This is a genomic window from Candidatus Limnocylindrales bacterium, from assembly GCA_035626395.1.
Taxonomy (GTDB): domain Bacteria; phylum Desulfobacterota; class Binatia; order UBA1149; family CAITLU01; genus DASPNH01.
In genome coordinates this window covers 73,566-97,531 of sequence record DASPNR010000026.1, presented here as the reverse complement: position 1 = coordinate 97,531, position 23,966 = coordinate 73,566, and the positions used below count along the sequence as shown (strand labels likewise).

22 protein-coding genes, 1 tRNA gene, 1 other RNA gene and 2 pseudogenes are annotated in these 23,966 nt (G+C 68.5%); 10 read left to right on the top strand and 16 right to left on the bottom strand.

Annotated features, from left to right (window positions below):
* From VEC57_09170 to istB, 3 genes and pseudogenes are all read right to left on the bottom strand, one after another.
* Positions 1–154, bottom strand: a 154-nt coding sequence (locus VEC57_09170) for a helix-turn-helix domain-containing protein (GenBank protein HYB99290.1), incomplete at its 3' end; no start/stop codon positions are given.
* A 235-nt stretch (positions 155–389) separates the two neighbouring features.
* Positions 390–512: a hypothetical protein gene (locus VEC57_09165; GenBank protein ID HYB99289.1), complete on the bottom strand. Its 123-nt coding sequence runs from the start codon at positions 510–512 to the stop codon at positions 390–392.
* Between the two features lie 549 nt (positions 513–1,061).
* Positions 1,062–1,840: pseudogene (istB, locus tag VEC57_09160) on the bottom strand (IS21-like element helper ATPase IstB).
* 117 nt (positions 1,841–1,957) lie between these two features.
* On the opposite strand from istB, the pseudogene VEC57_09155 reads away from it, so the two are divergent.
* Positions 1,958–2,227 (top strand): annotated as a pseudogene (locus VEC57_09155) (ATP-binding protein).
* Between the two features lie 215 nt (positions 2,228–2,442).
* On the opposite strand, the gene ssrA reads toward VEC57_09155, so the two are convergent.
* Positions 2,443–2,798, bottom strand: a transfer-messenger RNA (tmRNA) gene (ssrA, locus tag VEC57_09150).
* A gap of 188 nt (positions 2,799–2,986) precedes the next feature.
* Between ssrA and VEC57_09145 the strand changes: the two genes are divergently transcribed.
* A complete protein-coding gene (locus tag VEC57_09145; GenBank protein ID HYB99288.1) occupies positions 2,987–3,613 on the top strand; it encodes an alpha/beta fold hydrolase in 627 nt (208 codons plus the stop codon).
* 230 nt (positions 3,614–3,843) lie between these two features.
* Positions 3,844–6,903 (top strand): serine/threonine-protein kinase, encoded by a 3,060-nt coding sequence (locus VEC57_09140; protein ID HYB99287.1) that lies wholly within the window; start codon positions 3,844–3,846, stop codon positions 6,901–6,903.
* Between the two features lie 55 nt (positions 6,904–6,958).
* Here VEC57_09140 and VEC57_09135 read toward each other — a convergent pair whose 3' ends face one another.
* Positions 6,959–7,381 (bottom strand): DUF779 domain-containing protein, encoded by a 423-nt coding sequence (locus VEC57_09135; protein ID HYB99286.1) that lies wholly within the window; start codon positions 7,379–7,381, stop codon positions 6,959–6,961.
* A 47-nt stretch (positions 7,382–7,428) separates the two neighbouring features.
* A complete protein-coding gene (locus VEC57_09130) occupies positions 7,429–8,934 on the bottom strand; it encodes an aldehyde dehydrogenase family protein (protein ID HYB99285.1) in 1,506 nt (501 codons plus the stop codon).
* A 293-nt stretch (positions 8,935–9,227) separates the two neighbouring features.
* Here VEC57_09130 and VEC57_09125 point away from each other — a divergent pair, with 293 nt between their 5' ends.
* Both VEC57_09125 and VEC57_09120 read left to right on the top strand, forming a co-directional pair.
* A complete protein-coding gene (locus tag VEC57_09125; GenBank protein HYB99284.1) occupies positions 9,228–9,794 on the top strand; it encodes a dual specificity protein phosphatase family protein in 567 nt (188 codons plus the stop codon).
* A 169-nt stretch (positions 9,795–9,963) separates the two neighbouring features.
* Positions 9,964–11,445 carry an AMP-binding protein gene (locus VEC57_09120; GenBank protein HYB99283.1) on the top strand — a complete coding sequence of 494 codons (1,482 nt, stop codon included), beginning with the start codon at positions 9,964–9,966 and terminating at the stop codon, positions 11,443–11,445.
* 58 nt (positions 11,446–11,503) lie between these two features.
* On the opposite strand, the gene smpB is transcribed toward VEC57_09120, so the two are convergent.
* Positions 11,504–11,986: an SsrA-binding protein SmpB gene (gene smpB / locus VEC57_09115; protein ID HYB99282.1), complete on the bottom strand. Its 483-nt coding sequence runs from the start codon at positions 11,984–11,986 to the stop codon at positions 11,504–11,506.
* Positions 11,987–12,070: 84 nt separating this feature from the next.
* On the opposite strand from smpB, the gene VEC57_09110 reads away from it, so the two are divergent.
* Positions 12,071–13,474: a pilus assembly protein TadG-related protein gene (locus VEC57_09110; GenBank protein ID HYB99281.1), complete on the top strand. Its 1,404-nt coding sequence runs from the start codon at positions 12,071–12,073 to the stop codon at positions 13,472–13,474.
* Positions 13,475–13,486: 12 nt separating this feature from the next.
* Positions 13,487–13,912 (top strand): TadE/TadG family type IV pilus assembly protein, encoded by a 426-nt coding sequence (locus VEC57_09105; GenBank protein ID HYB99280.1) that lies wholly within the window; start codon positions 13,487–13,489, stop codon positions 13,910–13,912.
* A gap of 3 nt (positions 13,913–13,915) precedes the next feature.
* On the opposite strand, the gene VEC57_09100 is transcribed toward VEC57_09105, so the two are convergent.
* The 5 genes from VEC57_09100 to VEC57_09080 form a co-directional block, all read right to left on the bottom strand.
* Positions 13,916–15,154: a class I SAM-dependent methyltransferase gene (locus tag VEC57_09100; GenBank protein HYB99279.1), complete on the bottom strand. Its 1,239-nt coding sequence runs from the start codon at positions 15,152–15,154 to the stop codon at positions 13,916–13,918.
* A gap of 52 nt (positions 15,155–15,206) precedes the next feature.
* The gene (gene panD, locus VEC57_09095) at positions 15,207–15,599 is read right to left on the bottom strand and encodes an aspartate 1-decarboxylase (GenBank protein ID HYB99278.1); all 393 of its coding nucleotides are present in this window, start codon (positions 15,597–15,599) and stop codon (positions 15,207–15,209) included.
* A 26-nt stretch (positions 15,600–15,625) separates the two neighbouring features.
* Positions 15,626–16,522, bottom strand: coding sequence for a pantoate--beta-alanine ligase (panC, locus tag VEC57_09090; GenBank protein ID HYB99277.1), 897 nt, complete (start codon positions 16,520–16,522; stop codon positions 15,626–15,628).
* 28 nt (positions 16,523–16,550) lie between these two features.
* Entirely contained in the window at positions 16,551–17,411 is an 861-nt protein-coding gene (panB, locus tag VEC57_09085; GenBank protein HYB99276.1) for a 3-methyl-2-oxobutanoate hydroxymethyltransferase, read from the bottom strand.
* A 167-nt stretch (positions 17,412–17,578) separates the two neighbouring features.
* The gene (locus VEC57_09080) at positions 17,579–18,220 is read right to left on the bottom strand and encodes a deoxynucleoside kinase (GenBank protein HYB99275.1); all 642 of its coding nucleotides are present in this window, start codon (positions 18,218–18,220) and stop codon (positions 17,579–17,581) included.
* A 109-nt stretch (positions 18,221–18,329) separates the two neighbouring features.
* Between VEC57_09080 and nagZ the strand changes: the two genes are divergently transcribed.
* Together nagZ and VEC57_09070 are read left to right on the top strand one after the other, a co-directional pair.
* The gene (gene nagZ, locus VEC57_09075) at positions 18,330–19,448 is read left to right on the top strand and encodes a beta-N-acetylhexosaminidase (GenBank protein HYB99274.1); all 1,119 of its coding nucleotides are present in this window, start codon (positions 18,330–18,332) and stop codon (positions 19,446–19,448) included.
* Positions 19,449–19,593: 145 nt separating this feature from the next.
* Entirely contained in the window at positions 19,594–20,148 is a 555-nt protein-coding gene (locus tag VEC57_09070; GenBank protein HYB99273.1) for an SPOR domain-containing protein, read from the top strand.
* Between the two features lie 105 nt (positions 20,149–20,253).
* Here the strand turns inward: VEC57_09070 and mtnA are convergent, their stop codons facing one another.
* Together mtnA and VEC57_09060 are read right to left on the bottom strand one after the other, a co-directional pair.
* The gene (mtnA, locus tag VEC57_09065) at positions 20,254–21,348 is read right to left on the bottom strand and encodes an S-methyl-5-thioribose-1-phosphate isomerase (protein HYB99272.1); all 1,095 of its coding nucleotides are present in this window, start codon (positions 21,346–21,348) and stop codon (positions 20,254–20,256) included.
* Between the two features lie 56 nt (positions 21,349–21,404).
* Positions 21,405–22,328, bottom strand: coding sequence for an NAD-dependent epimerase/dehydratase family protein (locus VEC57_09060; protein HYB99271.1), 924 nt, complete (start codon positions 22,326–22,328; stop codon positions 21,405–21,407).
* A gap of 61 nt (positions 22,329–22,389) precedes the next feature.
* Here VEC57_09060 and VEC57_09055 point away from each other — a divergent pair, with 61 nt between their 5' ends.
* Positions 22,390–22,830 (top strand): SRPBCC family protein, encoded by a 441-nt coding sequence (locus VEC57_09055; GenBank protein ID HYB99270.1) that lies wholly within the window; start codon positions 22,390–22,392, stop codon positions 22,828–22,830.
* A gap of 138 nt (positions 22,831–22,968) precedes the next feature.
* On the opposite strand, the gene VEC57_09050 is transcribed toward VEC57_09055, so the two are convergent.
* On the bottom strand, positions 22,969–23,130 hold the full coding sequence (locus VEC57_09050; protein ID HYB99269.1) for a Flp family type IVb pilin: 162 nt from the start codon (positions 23,128–23,130) through the stop codon (positions 22,969–22,971).
* Between the two features lie 656 nt (positions 23,131–23,786).
* Positions 23,787–23,862 (bottom strand) — tRNA-Ala (locus VEC57_09045).
* Positions 23,863–23,966: the final 104 nt, after the last annotated feature.

Here is a 23,966-nt window from a genome sequence, read left to right as displayed (position 1 = left end):
GGTCCGGCCTCTGATACGGCTCCCAGCGCCGCTGTCGCAGCCACTTTCGCACCGTCTTCCGATCCAGTCCCAGTCGCCGGCTGATCTCCGAGACCGACAGCCGATCCTCCACCCGCAGCCGCTGGATCTCCTCCCACCGCTCCCGCCTGACCATCAAGCCCTCCTCGAGACCAGATGTCCCGAGGCTCAGGCTCCGTTCCGTGTGCTCGTTTTCAATCCCCATCGCTTTCCTCCGTGGTTGGGAGGGTGGGGAAAATCGGATTCCCATGACTGGGGATTATTGGGCTCCCGCTGACATCGCCAACACTCGCGCACCCCGTGGCCGCTCCGTCCGACCGGCAAATGCAGGCACACCGCGCTCTCGTCCCGCAGCGCCGCCGACTCACCGGTCATTCTCGAGCGACACCAAAGCGGTAGCGCTCGCCGAACTTGGCCACGCTGTGCTCGAGCACGCGCCGCTTGATCGCATACTTCTCGCCCCGTCCGCCGGCGGTGGCCGCGGTCTTGGCCATCCCGTTTGCCAGGAGCGCCCGCGCGGGCACACGGCGGCTGCATTCAGCTGTTGTTGCCGAAAGGATCTGTGCGAACGTCTGATGGGTCGACGTCTCCCGCTCGGCCGCCGCTCGGCCGCCGCACGCCCACCGCTAGCCACTCCCTCCATGCCGAAACGCTAGGGATCATGCGCGGGCCCGGGGTCAGAACTGGTCCCTGCCGCTGGCCACCGATCCAAAACAAAAGTAACGGGACCTAGGTGAAACGACGGCGAATGCGATGACGCCAAGCTTTCCGAGAAGGACCGAGCCGGGCCAGCGCCTACTGACGCGGGCCAAGGACCCATTCCGTCCACGGTCGCACCCTGGATGCGTTGCACCTGACGTCAATGCTCTACCTGCGTGACCAGGGCGAAGCGATCACGCTGGCCAGTTATGACTGGCGCCTGTCCAGCGACACCCAGTCTCGCGCACTAAGACGACATCCAGATTCGCGCACCTCGGTTGATCCTAAGCCCTGAATTCTTCGACTGTTCGTTTTTGGTTTTGCGTCGCCGGCGACATCCTCCTCTACGATTGCTGGCTAACGGCGCGCTCCAGGTCTCGGAGCCTGTAGCTGCGCCCTTTGATGTCCAGGACGTGACTGTTGTGCAGTAGCCGATCCAGGATCGCAGTCGCCAGCACCTCGTCGCCGGCCAGTATCTCAGGCCACTCGCGGATGCCCTTGTTCGTGGTGATCAGGATGCTGCCGCGCTGGTAGCGGTGGGATACCAGGCGAAAGAACAGGCTGGCCTCCTGGCGCGTCATCGGGTCGAAGCCGACTCGTCGATGACGAGCAGGGAGGCCGACAGGTACTTCTTACGCCGCAGCCGCGACGGTGACAGCTCCGAATCACGCCGCAGAGCCGCCATCAGCTCATCAAGCCTGTAGAAGCTGACGCCGAAGCCGCATTCGACGGCACGCACTGCCAGCGCGATGGCCAAGTGCGTCTTGCCCACGCCGGGCGGCCCCTGGATCAGCAGAGTGCGGTTCTCGCGAATCCACTGGCACGTCCCCAGCGTCTCGATGCGGCTGCGCTCGATGGACGGCTGGAAGCTGAAGTCGAAGCTGCCGATGGTCTGTCCAGTGGGAAGACCCGAGAGCCGAAGCGAGGTGCGCACACGCCGGTCCTCGCGCCAGGCCAGCTCGGATTCGAGCACCTGGTCGAGAAACCGGTGCGGGGCCAGCTCGGCTTTGACCGCATCAACGAGCAGCACCTCGAGCTGCTCGCAAGCGCGCACCAGGCCGAGACGCTCCAGGCGCGCGCGCGTGACGTCGATGTCGAGCGAGGGCTGACTGGCGCGGCTCATCGGGCCACCTCGGCCAGTTTGGCGTACAAGTCCACGGGCCGCTGCTGCGGCGCCATGGCGGCGATCTCGGCCAGACACCGGCCCATACGCCCGAGCGGCGTCGGAGCGATGACCTCGTCGGACGTGCTCGTACTCGACGACTGGGGGCTGGCGCCGATCGCGGAGAGCGAGCGTCGTGACCTGCTCGAGATTTTGGACGACAGGCACGGGCTGCGCTCGACGATTGTCGTCAGTCAGCTCCCAGTGAAGGACTGGCACCGCCTGGTCGGCGATCCGACCATTGCCGATGCGCTACTCGACCGGCTCGTGCACAACGCCCACGAGCTCAGGCTCAAGGGTGAATCGATTCGCAAGAAGCGCTCGGGTTTGACGAAGGAGGAGTCGTAGGACAGGAACCGCTCACGCGCACCGCGCCGCGTTCGGCATCAGCCGGAAGCGGTGTTCGGCATCGCCCGGAATGCCCGTTCGGCTTGCGTCGGAATTGGCGTTCGAAATCGTCGGAATCCGCACACAGCAGACCACGCCCTTCGGAGAGGGTATCCGCTAACTATCTAATTAGGCTTGGTTTGCCGTGGTCTGCCGTTGTCTGGCAAACCACGGGATGGTGGAGGCGGGGGGAATCGAACCCCCGTCCGAAAGCAATCCACAACAACCTCTACATGCTTAGTCCGTAATTTTATCTCACTGGCCGGAGCGCCTACGGACGGGCTCCCGGACAGCCAGCCGTCTACTGTTTCGAGCTGGCGCCAGACGGCGTAGCACCAGATCCCTATCCCGCATCATTACGCCCTGTCCCACACAGCGGGAGAGTGAGGGCAGGACGTCGCTGCTAATTAAGCAGCGAGAGCGTAATCGGTGTTATCCGCAGTTACGTTGTTTTCTACCGGATTAACGAGTCGGCAGAGCGCTCGGCATGCAGCTCCTGTTTCATGACCTTCGTCGAGCCCATATCGCCCCCGAAGGGATGAACGTTACGTTCCGCCAGGGACTATAAGGCCGCATGGCGCATGCGACAACCTCTCATCTCCTATTGTTGAGCGGCCCGCCCCGACCACCTTCGCTCGTGCACTGCGCCAATCGCCCCAAGCGCCATGTGCGCCGCCCGCCCTTGCTCCACCTCGGCCAGCCGCCTAATCCCGGCCAGCCATGGAGCGCGACATCTTCTTCCCATGCGGCGACCTGCGGCTGCAGGGCCGCCTGTCCCTGCCCGAGCAGCCGGCCGGCGGCGTGGTCATCTGCCATCCGCATCCGCTCTACGGCGGCTCGATGGACAACAACGTCGTCATCGCGCTGGCCGAGCATCTTCGCGCGGCCGGCCAGGCCACGCTGCGCTTCAATTTCCGGGGCGTGGGCCGAAGCGGCGGCATTCATGCCGGCGGCCGCGGCGAGACCGCCGATGCTGCCGCGGCCCTGGCGTTCCTCGCCTCCGAGATCGGCGTCTCCGACGTCGCCCTGGCCGGCTATTCCTTCGGCGCGGCGGTCGCGCTCGCCTCGGCGTCCCACGACCTGGTCTCCTGCGTCGTGGCCGTTGCCCCGCCCCTTGCCATGATGGGCGAGTTGCCCGCGCCCTCTCTGGCAAAGCCGGTCCTGCTGCTGGCCGGTGACCGCGACCCCTACTGCCGCCTCGGCGACTTCGAGCAGCTCAGCCGCGCGCTGCCGGCCCTGTCGCAGACCGTCGTCGTAAGCGGCGCCGATCACTTCCTCATCGGGCACGAGGAGGAGGTCGGGCGCGCCGCGGCAACATTCGTCTGTCCGCCGCAGGCCGGGTCGTAGCCTCCGCCCACCGCATCAGCGGCCACGTGGAGCGACTCATGGCATCGCCAACCGCAACATCGGCCGCCCTGCCGCCGGCGTCGTAGCCTCCGCCCGCCGCCATCATCGGCCCCGCCGCCGCCGGCCTCGGCGCCCGCCCGCCCTATCATCCTGACCTTGCGTAACTTGTTGACGGAAGTGTTTGCCGCAGTCGCCAAGTGGCTCTAAAGCAACGGGTGGAGGGGAGCAGCGTGGAACGGGTCCGTGCACTGGAGGTGATGGGGCTGGACGAAGGTTTCGGCCGTCGGGAGCTCAAGGCCGCCTTCGATACGCGCAAGCGTCAGCTCTCGACCCTGCTGTCGGTGGCCACCACCGACGACGCCCGCTTCCAGCACCGCGAGCAGCTGGCCGAGCTCGAGGCCGCCCACCGTTTCCTGGTCAAGACCCTGCAGGAGGCCGAGCAGGCCCTGAACCGTCCCGACGAGCGCGTTCAGCCCAGGTACTTCGGCACCGGCAACGAGCCGGCCACGATGTTCGAGCGCATCGGCGTAGCGCCGGGCGACGTCTTCGCGGGCCGCTACGAGATCAAGCGCGTCCTCGGCGCCGGAAGCATGAGCGCGGTCTACTGCGCCTACGATCGCAAGCGGCAGATCGAGGTCGCGCTCAAGATCATGCTCCCGGGCCTGATCCCCAACGACAAGGCCCGCGAGCGGCTGCTGCGCGAAGGGCGCGTGGCGGGCGAGCTCTCGCACCGAAACATCGTCAAGGTCTACGACGTCCAGTGCGAGGGACCCAACTACTTCCTGACGATGGAGCTGCTCTCGGGACGCACGCTGCGCGTGGAGATGCAGGAGCGCTTCACCAGCGGCGGCCAGTTCCGCTACGACGAAGTGCTGCGCGTGGGCGAGGCGCTGAGCAACGCGCTCGCCTACATGCACAACTTCACCGTTCACAGGAACCTGAAGCCCGAGAACGTCTTCTTCTGCGACGACGCGACCATCAAGCTGATGGACGTCGGCATTCCGCGTCCTCCGGGCTGGACGCCGCCGGCCGTTGCAGGCGTTGCCAAGGAGACGGCGCATTATCTCGCGCCCGAGCAGGTTCGCGGAGAACGCGGCCTCGATGGCCGGCCCGATCAGTACTCGCTGGCCGTCGTGCTGTACGAGATGCTCACCGGCAGCGTGCCGGCCGTCAGCGGCAAGCCGCTCGACGCCGTGCGCAAGGATCTGCCGGCGGCATTCGTCGCGGCCATCGAGCGTGCGCGCTCGCCGATTCCGTCGGGACGCTTCCCTACGATGGATGAGTTCGCCCGTGCGCTTGCGGAAAGCGGGCGGGCCGGGCCCGCGGCAGGTCGCGGCGCGGGCGGTGAGGACGCAGGCGCGGCGGCGGCTTCGGCCGATGATGCGCAGAGTGCACGCAGCGCTGCGGGCGCCGCTGCGGATGCGCGCGACGTGGCGGCCACGGGCGCCGCTGCGGGCTCGTCGGCTGCGAGCGCTGCACCCGCGGCTTCGCATGCGCGCGGTGCACCTGCCGGCGGAGGTGGTGCTGCGGCTGGCGGTGCTGCCGCGGCTGGCGGCGCTGCAGCTCCGGTAGATGCAAAGTCCCAGGCGACGGGAAAAGCGGGCGCCGCCGGCGAGGCCAGCGCGACGGTGCAAGCGGCCGGCGCGCCGCCGCCCGTCGTTGCGAATACGGCTGCTTTGCCGCAGCCCGCACCGGCCGTTCCCCATCCGGCGTACCGGATGCCGAGGCCGCTCGACTACGACGTCGAATCGTACGCCGCTGAGCCGCGCGGCATGAGCGTGTTCGCGAAGACGATGATTGCCGCGACGATGGTCATCTTCGCGGGCGGTGCGCTGTATGCGACCTCGCTGATGTGGGCGCGCGCACGCGGCGGGCCTGCGGCCGACGACGCGCAGATGATCGCCGCCGGCGACAGGGAAACCACACACGATGCTTCGCCTGCCGGTGCAGCGACGGCGCCCGCCTCTGGTCGCGCCGTCGCGCCGGGCGTGCCGGCTGCGCCTGGCAGCGGTGCGGCTGGCGGCATTTCGCCTGGCAGCGCCGCGCCGGGCGGCGCGGCGGCTGGCAGCGCTTCGGCGGACGCTGCCAGGGGCACCGGGACTGCGGTCGCAGCGGACGGTGCATCGACAGCTCGCGCCGGCGCGGGCGCCGGCGGTGGCAACGTCGCCGGTGCGGCCCCGGGATCGGCGGCCGATGCATCGCGATCGGCTGCGGCGGTCGACGTCGATCCGAATATCGATCCGGCCATGGCCGAGGTTCTGGCCAAGGCCAAAGCCGAGGCGAAGGCGCGAGCCGAAGCCGAAGCGCGCGCCGAGGCGCTCGAGAAGGCGATGTCGGAGGCCAAGCTCAAGGCCGTGGCCATTGCCGCGGCGCAGGAAGAAGCGCGGGCCAAGGCCGAGGCCGAGGCGAAGGCCAGAGCCGAGGCGCAGGCCCGCATCGCCGCCGAGGCCAGGGCCAAGGTCGAGGCGCGCATGCAGAAGGAGCAGGCCGAGGCCAGAGCGCGCGAGGCCGCGGCCTCCAAGGCCGAGCAGGCACGGCTGGCGGCGGCGGCGAAGACGGAGCGCGCCGGCGCCGAGGCCGCTCGCCGCGCCGATGAGGAGCGCGCCGGCGCCGAGGCCGCTCGCCGCGGCGATGAGGCGCGCGCCGGCGCCGAGGCGGCCGGCCGCGGCGGTGAGGAGCGCGCGATGCGCGACAGCCCGCGCTCCGGCGATCTGCCCGGCAACGACACGCGCTCCGATGGCGGTCGCGACGGATACGGCGACGCGGCCCCTCGCCAGCAGTACGACGATCCGCGCGCCGCGCGGGATGACCGCTTCGCCGCGGTCGAGGAACCGGCCGAAGAAGCTCCGCGCGGCCGCACGAGCGAGTCTGACCCGAGCCCGAGAGCGCTGGCCAAAGTCGATCCGCCGCCTGCCGTCGTATCGGGATCGCGGTCGGTCCCCTCCACCGCATTCGCATCGATCTTCACCGAGCCGACCGATGGGAAGCACGGCGGCGGCGGCTGGGGCGCCTGCTGGCGCTCCGATCCTGCCGCCGCGCGCGAGTGCGCGCAGCAGGGCTGCGGCCGAACCAGCAAATCGCCGGCCGCGTGCGTGCACACCGCGTCCACGCAGCCGGGCGGACACTGCGCGGTGGCTCGCGCGGCAGGCTTCGGGATCTCGACCGGCGCGTGCGATGCCACGGCCAGGGCGGCGCAGGCCGCCGCGCTTGCCAGGTGCCGCGAGCAGCTGCAGCGCTACTACGAGGGCGAAGGCGGCGTCTGCAAGATCGGCTGGTCGACCGCGCGCTAGTCTGCGCGGCCTCGAGTTGCTGGTCGACCGCGCGCTTGGACTGCGCGGCCTCGAGTTACTCGGCGGCGCCGCTCGCGCTCTCGCGCAGCACGAACCGCACTCCGTACTCCGTCTCCAGCGACATCGCGTCCGAGAGGGGATCGTCGACGACGTCGATGGTCACGCGCGCGTCCTCATACAGCGTCGCCATCGCCTCGGGCATGTAGACGGGAACGGCGCAGACCTCCGCCACGGCGTGCGCGCCGGGCGCGAGCACGTAGTGCTCGTACAGATGAGGCGCCGTCCCTTCGCAGCAGCCGCCGTCGATGGTGAACGTCAGCGGGCCGCTGCGCTGCGCGCGCACGCGCTCGACGATCTCAGCGGCGCGGGCGGTGATATCGATGGTGGGCATGTCGATCGTGAAAGTGCCGGTGGCTGCGTGGTTCGCGAACGGCAGGATGTCGCCCGTGCCCGAGCGGCGTACCCGCTGCTCAGGCACCGCCGCGCGTGGCGGGGCGCGTCTGGTGGACGCGCCCCGCGCCGCGGTCAGTTGAGGAGCATCTGGAAGTAGAACTTGCCTTCGGGGCCGGTGTGCTCGCCGACGTGGATGTGCTTGAGCTGGTGGTACTCGGCCATGCCCCACTTGCCGAGCTCGCGGCCGATTCCGCTCTGCTTGTAGCCGCCGAACGGGAATCGCAGGTTGATCATGTGGTAGTCGTTGACCCACACCGTGCCGGTCTCGATGCGACGCGCCAGCGCCACCGCACGCTCCTTGTTGGCTGACCACACGGCGCCGCCCAGGCCGTAGACCGAGTCGTTGGCGATGCGCACGGCCTCATCCTCATCCTTGAAGCGGATGACCGAGACCACCGGGCCGAAGATCTCCTCCTGCGCGATGCGCATCTTGTTGTCGACCTGGTCGAAGATCGTCGGCTCGAAGTAGTAGCCCTTGCTGATGCCGTCGGGGCGCTTGCCGCCGGTGACGCACTTGGCGCCCTGCTCGTTGCCGAGCGCGACGTATTTCTCGACCGTCTCGCGCTGCTGCGCATTCACGAGCGGGCCCATGCCCGTGGTCGGATCCATCGTGTCGCCGATCTTGATGCGCTTGATGCCCTCGACCATCTTCTCGAGGAACTCGTCGTGGATGGACTCGTGCACCAGCACGCGCGTACCCGACTCGCAGATCTGTCCCTGATGCATGAACGTCCCGAACAGCGCGCCCAGCGCCGCGGTATCCAGGTTCGCGTCGGGCAGGATGATGTTGGGCGACTTGCCGCCGAGCTCGAGCGTGACCTTCTTCAACGTTCCGGCGCCGAGCTGCATGATGCGCTTGCCGACCTCGGTCGAACCGGTGAAGGCGACCTTGCCGATGTCCGGGTGCGTGGCCAGCTCCTCACCGGCCGTGCCGCCGGGGCCGCTGACGACATTGACGACGCCGGCCGGAACACCCGCCTGGGTACAGATCTCGGCCAGCATCAGCGTGGTCACGGGCGTAACGGATGCGGGCTTGATGACGCAGGTGTTGCCGGCCGCGATGGACGGCGCGATCTTCCATGCGCCCATGATCATCGGGAAGTTCCACGGCGTGATGCCGGCGGTGACGCCGATCGGCTCGCGCACGACCAGGTTGTGCGACGGGATCGGAACGGTCTCGTCGTACTCCTCCTGCAGCATCGCCTTGTACTCGTCGCCCTGGATGAACTGACCGAAATGGAAGAAGGTCTGCGCGGCGCCGGGGACGTCCATGCTCATGGCCTTGCGCATCGTGCCGCCGCCGTCCTGCACCTCGGCGGCCGCCAGCTCGTCCTGGCGCTCGAAGATGGCGGCGGCCACTTTCTGCAGGATCTCGCCGCGTTCCTGCGGCGATTTGTTGCGCCACACCCCGCTGTCGTGGGCCTTCTTAGCGGCGGCCACCGCCTTGCGGACGTCCTCACGGTCGGCGACGGCGACGTTGGCCCACGGCTCTTCGGTGGCCGGATTGATGGTGGGTGCGGTCTTGCCGCCCTTGGCGGCTTCCCATTGGCCGTTGATGTATAGGCCGAACTCTCTCATGAAAGTCTCCTCCTGACGGGACGTTGAAATAGGCGCCGCGCGCGATCCTTCCGGCATCGCATCGACGCACGGCGCGTCATGCGACAGCGATCCTTCGGCGACGCGGACCTTACGCTCGGACGTGCTGCCACGCAACAAATCGACCGGGCGCCCGCGCAACGCTCGACGCTCACGGCAAGGCCGCAGAAAGCCTCGTCCAGACCGACGGAACCTGCTTGACCTAGGCAATTCCGACGAGTAACAGTGGCGCCGCTCGAAAAAACTGACGCCTTCGCTTGCGCGCACTTCCTCCCGTGAGCAATCCAGATCCAGCAACACCATTCCCCGGAACCTTTTGGGTCATTCCGCAGGTTCTGCTCGCAGGCGCCTATCCCGGCGGCCCCACCAAGGCAGCGACCGAGCAGCGCATGAAGGCGCTTCTGGATTGCGGCATCCACTCCGTCATCAACCTCATGCCCGAAGAGGAGATGGAGGAGATCGAGAGCGGCGATCACTACATTCCCTACGAGGACGTGCTCGAGAAGATGGGCGAGGAGCGCGGCGTCATCGTCGAGATCGCGCGCTACGCCATCGAGGACGGCAACACTCTGACCGAGCAGGAGATGGAGCTGATCCTGGACGCCATCGACGCCGAGATCGATGGCCGCGACAGCCCCACCCTCGTCCACTGCTCCAACGGCAACGGCCGCACCGGCATGGTCGTGGGCTGCTACCTGGTGCGGCACGGCATGGCGCAGGGCAAGGAAGCGCTGGCGAAGATCCGCGAGCTTCGCGCCTCCGACGCCATCCTGGCCAAGCAGAAGTCGCCCGAGACGATGACCGAAGAGAAGTTCGTGCTGCGCTGGAAGCCGCAGCGCTGAGCTCGGGCGGCGCACTGCCCGCCGCACCAGCGGCCCCTGACAAGGTCCGCGCCTGAACCTCGCTGAACACATCCTCGAGTCCCATCGCCGCCACGCGCAGCGCTGCGTCCTCGCCGGCGTCGACGCGCGCGCGCAGCCGGCATGGTCGCTCCCCTCTGATCAGCTGCTGGTGCGCGCCGGCACGTGGCGGGCGGCATTTGCGGCGCAGGGGCTCCGGCCCGGCGACGGCATCGCCCTGGCGCTTTCTCGCGGGCCCGAGCTTGCGCCTCTGCACCTTGCCGCGCTGGCGGGCGGGTACGCGGTCGTCCCCATCAACACGGCAATGACGGGGCCGGAGGTCGCCCGGGTTCTTGCCGCCGCGCGTCCGCGTCTGGTGGTCTCTTCGCGATCCTTTGCCGACGCACACGCCGCGCAGCGCCACGCATCGTCCCTCAGGAACGATGCCGAGCCGCATGCGACTGCCGGCGCGCGGCGACCGCTCGAGCATGGCGAGCGGCCTGCGCCAAAGGTCGCGGCCGTGGAATGGTGGACGGAGGACGCCGAGCCACCTGCCCTTTCGGATGCGGCAGCCGCGCGCCGCGCGCTCGCTCCTGCCGACGTCGCCGACGATGCCACCGCTCTCGTCATCTTCACCTCGGGTACGACTGGAGCTCCCAAGAGCGTGCCGCTGACGCACGGCAACCTGCGCTCGAACCTGCAGTCGCTGGCCACGCTGTGGCAGCGCAGCAGCGACGACCGCCTCCTGCACGTGCTGCCCGCGCATCATTTCCATGGCCTGGTCGTGGCGCTGTACGGGTCGCTGCTGGCTGGCAATCGCGTGACCCTGTTGCCGGCGTTCGAGCCCGCCTCCACGCTGGCCGCTCTGCGCACGTGCGACATCGATCTGCTGATGGCGGTGCCGACCATCTATGCACGGCTCGTCCAGGCGGAAGGCAGCGAGGGCGCGCTGGCGAGCCTGCGCCTGGCTGTCAGCGGGTCGGCGCCGCTGCCGTCGGCGCTCTGGCACAGCGTGCGCGAGCGGCTCGGCGCCGCTCTGATCAACCGCTACGGATTGACGGAGACCGGCATCATCACGTCGACCTCGCCGGCGCATCCGCGCCCCGGCACCGTCGGTGCGCCGCTACCCGGCACCACCGTGGCCCTGCGCACCGACATCGGCCGCTACCTGCAGCGCGAGATCGGGCGCGCGAGCGAGCGCGGCGAGATCTGCGTCCGCGGCCCCGCGGTCATGCCGGGCTATGGCAACGCGCCGGAGGCGAACGCGGCGGCGTTCGAGAACGGCTTCTTTCGCAGCGGCGACCTCGGTCACTTCGATGAGCGCGGCGACCTGTGGGTCGACGGGCGCCTCAAGGAGCTCATCATCGTCGGCGGCTCCAACGTGGTTCCGGGCGAAGTCGAGGCGCCGCTGTCGGCGGTTGCCGGCGTGGCCGAAGTCGTGGTGAGCGGCGTGGCCCACGAGGATCTCGGCGAGGTCGTGGGCGCGTTCGTCGTCGCCGCTCCCGGTGTCGTCGATGCGGGCGAGCTCGAGCGGCGGCTGCGCGAGGAGGCCGAGCGCACGCTCGCCCCGTACAAGCGGCCGCGGGTATACCGCTTCCTGTCGGAGATCCCGCGCAACGCGACCGGGAAGATTGATCGCGGCCGCCTCGGCTGACGCGCGGCGCCTCGGCTGACGTGCGGCCGCCTCGGCTGACGCGCGGCCGGTCGCGGGATCACCCGCGGTGGCGCATCGCCCGCTCGATCTCGCGCTTGGCGTCCTTCTCGCGCGCACTGGCGCGCTTGTCGTAGAGCTTTTTTCCGCGGCCCAGGCCGACCTCGGCCTTGAGGCGGCCCTTTTCGTCGAAATACATCCGCGTCACCACCAGCGTGTAGCCTTCGGTGCGGCTGCGGCCGTCGAGCCGGTCGATCTGGCGGCGGTGCAGCAGCAGCTTGCGCTCGCGCAACGGGTCGTGGTTGAAGCGGCCGGCCGGTGGATACGGAGAGATGCGGCAGTTGAGAAGCCACGCCTCGCCGCCCTGGATGCGAACGTACGAGTCCGAGAGGTTGACGCCGCCGGCGCGCGCCGAGCGCACTTCGGTTCCGGTCAGAACGATTCCCGCCTCCAGAGTCTCCTCGATGGCATAGTTGAACCGCGCCTTTCGGTTCTCGGCGATGCGTCCCGTGGCCGCTTTGGATCCCTTTGCCGGCTTGGCCATCCCTGCTCTCTAGCACGTGGAATGGCCATGCCGAACTTTGCGCAGCGGCAACAGCCTTAGAACCTTTAAAGCCGCCTGGCACGAATGGTCCCCGCCTTGCTCATGCTGCTGCGGATCTGCGTGCCAAGCGTTGATGCGTCCGGTGGGAACAAGGGGGACGCTCTCGCGAATCTACCATTGGCGCAGCGATCCGAGGAGCCACACATGAACGCGACGTTGCAAGGGGGAGTGTCCGCGATCCGGAAACGCGGTAGCACGTCACCGGACTGCAATCCTGAAATGAGAATGGGTGAGACATCGAATGTCCTGAATTGGGAACGCTGTCTCGTTTTCTTGAGACAAGTAACACGCACTTGCCGGGTCGGCCATGAGACGAAAAGCACGCGAGGGCGAAGACGGCTTTGGTGCACCAAAGTCGACGTATCCGGAATGTCGACGACACGCCACGCGTCGGAACGCGGCGGAACATCCGTCGGTGTAGCCGGAACTCTTGCGGGGACGCTGGCGATGGCAGCGCTCGTCATCGACGGCGGTCAATTGTTCGTCACGCACGCCGAGCTGCAGACGGTAGCCGATCTTGCTGCGGAGTCGGCAGCCAAAGAGATCGCGCGCGTGTACATGGACGAGGGGCGGGAAGACTTCCTGAGCAACAGCCTGACGCCGGCCGAAAAGCTTCGAGTCGCGGAGGCAGCCAACCAGCGCGCGCTCAAGAACAGCGCCGGCGGCGTCTCAATCACCGTTGCTCCCGAGGACGTCAAGATCGGCCGGTGGGACAACTCGACCGGGCAGTTCATCGAAACCAACGAGCGCGTCGACGCAGCTGCCGTGACGGCGCGCCGAGACGACGTTTCCAACGGGATGGTGCCGGGACTCTTCGCAGGCATCACGGGCCGCGACGCTTTCCCGGTTCGCAGCGATGCGGCCGCGCGCATCAGCGGCGTGCGCTACCTGCCGCCCGGCAGCGCAGACTTTCCCGTGGCGATCGCCAAGGCCTGGTACAAGGGCAAGGCTTCGCCGTGCAGCGTTCAGAACACCATCACGTTCTATCCGACCGGCAGCACCGAGGGCTGCGCAGGCTGGCACACGTTCGAGCAGGCGCCGGCCAGCGGCTCGGAGCTGAAAGCCATCCTGAACGGCCTTCGAACGAACACCTTCGTCAGTCCCGAGATCGACGTGCAGAGCACCAGCTTCATCTTCAGCGGCGGTACCGTCACGAGCGCGATCAACGAGCTGCTCGCGTTGTACAACGCGAAGAAGAACGCCGCCGGGGAGATGCCCGTGCTGATCCCGGTTTACGATCGCGACGACTGCAGCAACCCCAACGGATGGATCCGCATCATCGGCGTCGCACGCGCCGTCATCACCAAGGTCCTGACGGCCCCCGACAAGCGCATCGAAGCGCGCGTGCAGTGTGACGTGATCGAGCTGTCCGAGAGCGGCGGGCCCGACTTCGGCGTGCTGGCCGGCGGCCCCGACCTCGTGCGTTAAGGAGAAAGGCCAATGTTTCGTCCGAAGAGGTTCAAGGAGCAGAACAGCCGCGGCGTGGCGGTCCTCGAGGTATCGATGGCCATGCCGTTCATGCTGATGACGCTGTTCGCGACTGTCGAGTTCGGCCGCGCGTTCATCATCCGGCAGACGCTTGCCAATGCGGCCGGGGAGGCGGCACGCGTCGGATCGGAGGCGAGCTGTCCGCGGCCAACCGAGAGCGAGGTCATCGCGGCGGCCACCACCATGCTGGAGGACGCCGGGCTGGACGCATCCGCGGCCAGCATCACCGTCGCCAACGCCGGCGGCGAGCCCGGCACCGACGTGACCGTCACCATCGGCTACGATGTGGAATTTGCGGTGCTGTCCAAGCTCGTTTCGATGTTCTCGGCAGCCGGCGGCGTGGAGCTGTCGGCCCACGTGGAGGCGGAGAACGAGTGACCGTCAGGAGGCCCGGGCGGGCATGCGGTAGTAGGCGTCGAACCACGGCGTCCGATCCGCGGCCCGCTCGGGTGCGATCGCTGCGGCTGCGCGCGCAGCGGCGCGCCAAGCGCCCTTGAGGACGCGTTCCTCGCACGCCGCCCATGGTCGGGTCTGATCATCGGCCAGGCGCGTGAGCACGTCGGCGGTGAAACCGACGCGCTCGAGCTCGTACTGTCCCATCAGCCGGTCCAGCGTGGCCAGCGAGTACCCGTGCAGATACGGGAACGACAGCAGGTTGTTCCACGCCAGCGCGGCCAGCACGGGCGCATGCAGCGCATGCGGCGCCCGGCGCAGCCAGCGCATCGCGTGCTCGAAACACGGACCGCACGGAACGCGAACGGCCAGGATTCCTCCCGGCCTCAGGGAATGGCGCACCGAGCGCAGGATCGGATGCGGATTGGGAAGCTGATCGAACGTGTTCCAGATGGCGATGCAGTCGGCGCCGGCGGCGGGGAACTCGCAGCTTTCGACCTCCTCGCGAAGCACCGACAGCCCGCGCTTCGCACAGAACTCCACCACCTCCTGTCCAGGATCGATGCCGAATGCGCTCCAGCCGAGCTCGCGCGCAGCCGCCAGAAAGCCGCCAACGAAGCTGCCGATCTCCAGCACCACCGGATCGCGGCGCGACCCTAGCAGCCGCTGCAGCCGCTGCGCCTTGGGGCGGAACAGCTCGACCTGCGACTGGTACAGCGCGGCAAGGCGCTCCTCGCCGTACGTATCGGCCGCATAGGCCGCGGCTATGGCGTCGGCAGGCGGACGCGGGTGGCGCAGGATCAGGCCGCAGAGCGTGCACGCGACGATGTTGGTCGCGTAGTTCTGCGTGAAGTCGGCGCGCTCCTCGAGCGCGGAGTCGTCCACGCTGTCGTGCGCGGTCGCCGTGCTCTCGGGCGCGCTCTGCCCGTCGCGCGCGGTTCGCTGCTTCGGCCCCGTGTCGTGCGCGACGCCGTCGGCTGCCGCCGGGCGTTGCTCATGCGCCGCGTCGGGCGCGACGGCGTCGGCTGCCGCCGGGCGTTGCCCATGCGCCGCGTCGGGCCGGTCGGGCGGGCGCAGGCGGCGGCGGTGGAACCGGATGAGGTATTCCCGCTGAGCCTCGAGCTCATGCGCGCTGGCGATCAGCCGGTAGTCGGCGGTCCCGCACACGCTGCAGGAGACTTCGAGCCGGGGCGCCAGACTCTCCTGGGCCTGCGCGGGCGCGTCCATCCTGCCGACTATAGCCGGCGCCGTGCGGACCAGCAGGATGGATTCGGCGGACTCAGCCCCAGACTCGTTTCAGGTGCGCTTGTCCGCCGATCTCGTGCTTGCGGCCGAGGTCGACGGCGCGGTTCTTGTCGTCGACGAAGACGACCGACGGTTTCCACTTCAGCGCCTCCTCGTCGCTCATCCACCCGAAGGCGGCGATGATGATGAGGTCGCCGACGTTGACCTTGTGCGCGGCGGCGCCGTTGACGCAGACGACGCCGGAGCCGGGCTGGCCTTCGATGGCGTAGGTCTCGAAGCGCTCGCCATTGGTCACGTCCCAGATGCACACGGCCTCGTTCTCGATGATCCCGGATGCCTTGAGCAGATCGGAGTCGATCGTGACGCTGCCTTCGTACTCCAAGTCGGCGCCGGTGATGGTCGCCCGATGGATTTTGCCTCTGAGCATCTTTCGCATGGTTGTATGAGACTCCGTCAGTTTGTCGCTTGCCGCCGCACCGATGCGGTCGACGTGCGCTCGTGCAGCCTTGCGGCTTCCTCGGCCAGGACCACGTTGTCGATGAGCCGCACGGGGCCGAGCCATGCGGCAACCGCCATCACCGAACGCTCGTCGGCCGTTTCGGTGGCCGAGACGGCGTCGGGATCGACGATCTCCAGATATTCGACGCGGAACGCGGCAAGCTCGGCTCGCGCGGCGTCCTTGAGTACAGCGGCGGTGCGCTCGCCGGCGGCGTAGGCGGCGGCCGCGGCCTGCAGGCCGCGGTAGATCGCGGGCGCCTGCGCTCGCTCCTTGGCGCCGAGCCGCGCGTTGCGCGAGCTCATTGCCAGCCCGTCGCTCTCGCGCAGGGTCTCGCCGGCAAGGATGCGGATCGGGAAGTGAAGGTCGCGCGTCATGCGCGTGACGACCTGGAGCTGCTGGAAGTCCTTGCGCCCGAAGACCGCCACGTCCGGCTGCACCATGTGGAAGAGCGCGGCAACCACCGTGGTGACGCCTTCGAAGTGACCGGGGCGGAACGCGCCGCAAAGGTTGTCGGTCAGGCCCGAGACCTGCACGCGCGTGCTGGCGCCGGGCGGATAGACCTCCTCGGCGCTGGGAAGGAAGAGCACGTCCACGCCCTCCTCCTCGAGCAGCGCCTCGTCGGTCTTCTCGTCGCGCGGGTAGTTGGCGAAGTCCTCGGCGCTGTTGAACTGCGTCGGGTTGACGAAGATCGACACGACGACCAGGTCGCTGTTCTCGCGCGCCGTGCGCACCAGCGAGACGTGTCCGTCGTGCAGATAGCCCATCGTCGGCACGAACCCGACGGTGAGCCCGCCGCTCTTCGCCTGCCGCGACAGCTCCTGCATCTTCGCCACTGACCGGATGATCTTCATCGCCGTTGCCGGAGCGGTCAGGTCTTCGCTACGCCTCTTTCGCCAGCGCCACGGCTCGCGGGGAGGAGAAGGAATGCGCGGGTGTCGGGAACTGCGCGGCGCGCACCTCGTCGACGTACTGGGCCATCGCATCGACGGCGGCGCTTCCGAGCTCGGCGTAGCGTTTGACGAACTTGGGCGCCAGACGGTCCTCGAGGCCGAGCACGTCGTGCAGCACCAGCACCTGACCGTCGCAGTGCACGCCGGCACCGATGCCGATGGTCGGAATGGTGAGCTCGGCCGTGATCTCGGCGGCAAGATCGGCCGGCACGCCTTCGATGACGACGGCGAACGCTCCCGCATCTTCGAGCGCCAGCGCATCCTCGAGCAGACGCTCGCGGCCGCCCGCCTCGCGGCCGGGCTTGCGGCCCTGCACCTTGTGCCCGCCCATGCGATGCACGGACTGCGGGGTGAGGCCGATGTGGCCCATCACCGGAATGTCCATCGCCGCGATGCGAGCGACCGTCTCGGCCACGTGCACGCCGCCCTCGAGCTTGACCGCCTCGGCGCCGCCTTCCTTGATGAGACGCCCGGCATTGGCCACCGCGTCGGCGACGCTGACCTGGTAGGAGAGGAATGGCATGTCGCCGACCACCAGCGCGCGCCTGTGGCCGCGTGCGACCATGCACGTGTGGTAGACCATTTCGTCCATGGTCACGCTCAGGGTGTTCTCACATCCCTGCATCACCATGCCGAGCGAGTCGCCGACGAGAAGAAGATCCGCGCCGGCGCGATCGGCCAGGCGTGCGAACGTGAAATCGTAGGCCGTCACCATCGCGAGCTTGCGCTCGCCTTTGGCAGCCAGGATTGCCGGAACGGTTACTTTCGCTTCTTCGAAGCAAGCAGCCATCGATCGACCTCCTGGACCGTTGCGGTAGGACGACGATCGCCGGCTGGGAGACCCGCGACGCAGACACCGTCGCGGAAGGTGAGGAGCCAGCTCACTGTCGAACCCCGTCTCGGTCCTTGTAAGAGGGTCAGGCGCGATGCTTCGCAGCGAAGAACCGGGCCGATCCCTCAGGATCCAAGCGGTACGTAATACTGGACGCCCTGCCCCATCGATCCGATTTCCCGGACGAGGTCGGCCAGATGGCCGCCGTTTTCGACAAAGTCGATGTCCGAGCAACTCACGACCAGGAGCGGAGTGTCCCGGTAGCCGTGGAAGTACCTGCGGTACGCCTCGGCTACGCGCTCTATATAATCCCGACCGATCCTTCTTTCATAGGACCGATCGCGCTTCTTGAGCCGCCTCAGCAGGACCTCGGTCTGGGCATCCAGAAAAACGACGAGGTCCGGCTTGCGAAGCCTGGCATCGAGCAGGCTGTAGATCCTTTCATAGAGGCCCAGCTCGTCCGAGGCCAGGGTCAGCCCCGCGAAGATGCGATCCTTCGCGAACAGGTAGTCGCTGATCACCGACTGCTGGAACAGGTCCATCTGGACCAGCTCCTGCTGCTGGCGATAGCGCTCGACGAGGAAGGACAGCTGCGCGGTCATCGCGTAGCGGTCAGGATCCTCATAAAACTTCGGAAGAAAAGGGTTTTCTTCTACCGGCTCCTTCACCAGGCGGGCGCCGTACTCCTTGGCCAGCGCCGCCGCCAGAGAGGACTTCCCCACCCCGATCGGTCCCTCCAGCGCGATGTAGCGAGCTTCCTGTAGCACGCCCTCTCCTCCTCCCCGCCGCCCGATACCACTCAGCGGCGCGGGAGTCTACAAACGGTGCCGAGCCTCGGTCAATCCTGCGGGCGTGCAGCGAGTCCCGCGAGTTCCGATGCTGTGCTATGGTCCGCCGATGCACGGCGGCGAGGCGGCGGCGGAAGCGGGCAAGCTCCTCATCATCGGCCTTCCGGGCCCCGAGTTGGACGCGGAGGCGCGCCGGCTGCTGGCGGACATCGATCCGCTGGGGGTGATCCTGTTCCGGCGCAATGTCGCGGGAACGCGAGAGGTTACCGAGCTCAACCGGCAGATCCGCGACGGCCGCCAGGGCTTCCTCCTGTGCATCGACCACGAGGGCGGCCGCGTCCACCGGATGGGCGAGGCGCCCGAGTTCACCCACTTCCCGCCCGCCCTGACGATGGCTCGCGCGGGCGATCCCGGCCTGCTGGTCGAGGTCGGTCGCGCGCATGCGGCCGAGCTTCGCGCTGCCGGCTTCAACCTCGATTTCGCGCCGGTCCTCGACGTCCACACCAACTCCGACAACCCCGTCATCGGCGACCGCGCCTTCGGCACCACGCCCGAGGAGGTCATCCACAACGCGCTGCCCTACCTGCAGGGCATGACGGAGGGCGGGATCATGGGCTGCGGCAAGCACTTCCCCGGCCACGGCGACACCAGCGTCGACTCGCACCTGGAGCTGCCGGTGCTGAGCAAGGACACGCACGACCTTGCACGGCTGCGTTCGCTCGAGCTGCGCCCGTTCGCGCGCGCGATCGCGCAGGGCGTGCCGATGCTGATGACGGCGCACGTCGTCGTCGAGGCGCTCGATCCGTCGCTGCCGGCGACGATGAGCAGCCGCGTCATCGAAGGCGTGCTGCGCGGGGAGCTCGGCTACGGCGGCTACGTCGTCTCCGACGACCTGGAGATGAAGGCGGTGGCCGACAACTACAGCGTCGGCCATGCGGCCGTGATGAGCCTGCAGGCCGGATGCGACGGCTGCCTGGTGTGCGCGACGCCATCGCTGATCCGCGAAGCGCACGAGGCGCTGACCAAGGCGCTGCGCGACGCGGAGATCCCGGAGGCCAAGCACGCGGCCGTGCGAAAGCGCCGCGAGAAGATGCTCTCGAAGCTGGCCAGGCTGGAGCGCGTCCCCGTTCCGCAGCAGTGCATCGGGTGCGATGCGCATGCGCAGCTCGCCTCCCGCCTCGGCGGCGCCGTAACCGCTCGTGCCTGAGCCGCCGGCGATGCACGCTTCCGCTTTCAACGCGACGGCGGCGGCTGCGCGGCGTGTGCCCGAGTCGCCGGTGATGCGCGCTTGCGCTCGCACCGCGACGTCGGCGGCTGCGACGACGCCGCGACCCACGCCTGCGATGCGGGCGATGCACGTCGGCGCTCGCGGCGCGACGGTGACGGTGACGACGCCGGCCGCTGGTCTGCACATGCTCGCCAACTCGCTGCGGGCCGCGATCATGATCGTGCTGGTGGTGTGCGCGCAGGCCACGCCATGTGCCGCGCAGGGCGCATCGCCCGGCGCCGATCACTACGAGGTGACGATCGCGCCGCCGCCGCGGCCGGGCAGCGCGCCGGCGGCCGAGAAGGAAGCTTCCGTCCCGCAGGGCGCACCCGACGCTGCGGGACCGCCGCCTGCAGGCGGCGAAGCGGCGCAGCAGCCGCTCGCGGCGGAGACGAAGGGGCCGCTGCGGACGCTGCAGGTGGGAGCGTATCGACAGCGCAGCAGCGCGGATGCGATGAGCGAGAGGCTCGGCGATGCCTTCGGCGAGGTGCAGATCGTCGAAGTCGATTCGGGCGGCGAGAAGCTCTACCGCGTTCGCGTCGGCAGGCTTCCTGCCGGTCCGGCCCTGAACGAGCTCAAGAGCCGACTGCTCGCAGCCGGCTACCCGGCCTTCGAGGTCGAGCTCGGCGACGCGCACTGACACAAGCGACGCGGCGCGAAGCGACGGCTCTGACGATCGGCGCTACGAGCGGTCTGCGGCCGGGGCTCGACACGTGGCTTCGGGCGTTGCTCCAACGGCCAGCGGTCAACGTCTTCCTACCTGCTCCTCGCGTCGCGTGCGTCGCTGCTCCTCGGCGGCGCGCACGACCTTGCGAAGACCTTTGCCGTAGTCGCCCTTGACCACACCGTGCTCGGTGATGATGGCGGTGACGAGCTCGGCCGGCGTGACGTCGAACGCCGGGTTGAAGACGCGCACTCCTTCGGTGGCGACGCGCCGCGGGCCGAGGTGCGTCACTTCCTTCTCGCTGCGCTCCTCGATCGGAATGTGCTCGCCGCTGGGACACGCAAGATCGATCGAGGACGTAGGCGCGGCGACGTAGAACGGCACGCCGTGCCGGCGCGCCAGCACGGCCAGCGTATAGGTGCCGATCTTGTTGGCGACGTCTCCGTTGGCCGCGGTGCGGTCGGTCCCCACGACGATGGATTGCACGCGCCCGCTGGCCAGAAGCGAGCCGGCCATGCCGTCGGTCAGCAGCGTCACCGGGATTCCCAGCTTCACCAGCTCCCACGCCGTCAGGCGCGCACCCTGCAGGAACGGCCGCGTCTCGGTGGCGAAGACGCCAAAGCGCCGCCCGCTCTCCCACGCGCTGCGAATGACGCCCAGCGCGGTGCCGTAGCCGGCCGTTGCCAGCGCGCCGGCGTTGCAGTGCGTGAGCACGTCGCCCTTGGCGAGCAGCTCCGCACCTGCTGCGCCCAGAGCGCGGTTCGCCTCGATGTCTTCGCGCATCAACGCCTGCGCCTCGCGCGCCAGCGCCCGGGCGATGCGCTCGGGCTCGCTCGCCTTGCCGCCGCGCTCGAGCTCTCGCTCGAACACCTCGCGCAGCCGGTCGATGCCCCACTTCAGGTTGACGGCCGTGGGCCGCGCGGCCAGCAGCGTCGCTGCCGCCTTCTCGAAGTCCTCGCGCAGGCGCCGCGCGGAAAACTTTCTGGCCTGCAGCGCCAGCCCGAACGCCGCCGTCACGCCGATGGCCGGCGCGCCGCGCACGACCATGTCGCGGATCGCACGCGCCGTGTCGGCCGCGCCGTGCAGCTCGAGCAGCTCCTCGCGATGCGGCAGCTTGCGCTGATCGAGCAGGAACAGCCGTCCTGCCTTGTAGACGATGGGCTCAACGTCGCGCACGCGTTGCTTCCTCCGGGCCGCCGAGCGAAGGCGATGAATCGCGGCGATGCATGTTTTCAACGTCGCGCACGCAGTGCTTCCTCCAGGCTTCGCTCGGGCCGGTATCCTAGCGCCTGCATCGCACGACGGCCGTCGGCCACGGTGCGCCATCGCAGGCGCGCACCATCCATCGCGGCCGGCGCGATGCGATCGGCAACTGCGCCCGGGAGCGGCGGTGCGTACACGCCGGCCATCGCCAGCAGGCGCGACAGCGGCACGACCGACCGCCCGACGATGTTGAGCACTTCGGCACTACCCTGCTCGATGGCCAGCACCACCGCCTGCACCAGATCCTCGTACGCGAGCGGCTGCACCGGCGGATCGTAGCCGAGCACGCGCACGGGAAACCGCGAGCGGAGCAGCGCCTCGAGCGTGCTGTCGAGGGGGCCGCCGAGCGTCGGCGCCGCGCGCAGCACGCCGACGCGAATGCGATGGCTTTCCTGCAGCGAGCGCAGCTCCTCCTCGGCGGCACGCAATCCCTGCGCCCACCGCTCGCACGCCGATCGCTCGGAAACCGCGATGCAAGCGCTGCGCTCGTGGAACAGCAGCGGGCTTGCGGCAGCCACGCCGTAGACTGCAGTGGACGAGAGCACGATCAGCGGCGGAGGCTTGCTGCCGAGCTCGCTGCAGCGGCCGATCGCCGAGACGACCATGTCGGTGACGGCTCGATCGTGCAGCCACGGCTGCGATGGCGTCACCGGCGACTCCGACAGCGCCAGAACGACGAGCATCTGGATGTTGCCGCTGGCCAGGTGCTCGGCGAGCGCTCGCGAGCTGCCAACGTCGGATGGATCGACGAACGGCTCGCCCGGCGCCGCATCGGCCGTGGTGGAAATGGTCAGCACGCGACGGTCGCCGCCTTGCGCCGCCAGCTGTCGCGCAACGTCCCTCGCGAGCGCGCCGCGGCCGAGCAGCACGATGGTGTGGGGATGGTGCGACACCGCGCGATCATAGCGTCATACCTGCTTTGACAAGTCGAGCTTGCGCTCCTAGCTTCCGCGCGTGGAGACACACTCTCACGCCGAAGTGGTGCGCGCTCCCATGAAGGTGTGCTTCGAGACGCTCGTGGACTTCGAGCGGTACCCGCAGTGGTTCCGAATGATCCGCTCCGCGCGCATCGAATCGGCCGATCCCGACGCCGGACGCTGGACCGTTGCATTCGAGCTCGACGCAGTCCTGAAGACGATCCACTACACTCTGTCGTACGAGAGCGAGCGGCCGCACCGGCTGACCTGGAAGATGGTGGCCGGCGACCTGCAGGACATCCAGGGCAACTACGAGCTGATCGAACTGGAGCCGGGGCTGACCGAGGCCACGTGCACGCAGGGACTGGAGCTTGGAATGTGGGTGCCCGGGCCGCTGCGCCGCACCTTCGAGAAAACGGCGCTGGCCGACTCGGTGCGGGAGTTCAAGCAGGCGGCCGAGGAGCGGGCCGGAACGTAGAGGGGCCAGGCACGCGCCCACTGCGGGAGCGTGCCTGGCCCCTCTCGTTGGAGTCGCGAGCGGCCACCTACCGCTCGCGTCCGGCGCCACGGCCGGCTCGTGCCGTGGCGATCTGCTTCGTGATTTGCGCGGCCTGCGTCAGGTCAGCGCGGTGGCGATCTCGTCGAGCTTCGCCGACAGGTTGTTCCCCACCGACGTCATGCTCGTAACCGCGGCCATCGCGATCAGAGCCGCCAGGAATGCGTACTCGATGGCGGTCCCGCCCTCTTCGTCACCGATGAACTTCGTGAATGCCTGCATGATCCGTCTCCCGTTTTCCCGCCGCCGCCCGCCGCGCCGGCCCCTTCGAACGCGCGCTTCGGCATTGCCGTAGCGCGCACGCACTGCGTTTGTAGCCAAGGACGAGGCAGCTACACCGCGAAACCGCCCACCAACGGATCCGCCGACCCCCCGGGGTCGAGCCGGACTTTGCCGCCGCAGGTGCGTGCGCGTCAACATCCGGGTGAAGGTTTTTGCCCCGCCGGCCGTCTCGAGCGCAAATTCCACACTGAGAAAAGCCAAGAAAATCCGACACAACCGTCGTTGTCTCACAAATTTGCGACAGAAAACAAGCGCTTGCGGCATCGTGCGAGAACGCACGAGGCCCATTGCGAACGAAGCGGAAGCAGCTGCATTGCTGCATGAGCGCCGACACCGCGTGGCACAGCCGGGGGGACGCGGCTGTGCACTACCCGTTGTCGCCCGTTTGCAACTCCAGGGTAGCGATCGGCAGTGATGGAGCCGTCGTGGAAGCGGCCGCGAGTTCGAGACGAATACCGACGCTTCGGCATGGAGTCGATGCGCGCTCGGCCGGCGCGGAGCCGCCCCGATCCGGATGCGGTTCCTCCGATGGCCCGCACCACGGGCGAGCCAGCGAGCGAAGGCAGGATGAGATGGAAGGGAACTGCCGAGGGAAGTGGTGGAGCCGAGCGGGATCGAACCGCCGACCTCTTGAATGCCATTCAAGCGCTCTCCCAGCTGAGCTACGGCCCCGACTTTTTCGGCGGGCGGATACTAGACGCTTTCGCGGAAGCGGACAACCGCCGCTCCCTTTCGTGGACCTTCCAGCATCCTCCTCCTAGACTGCAGCCCTTCGC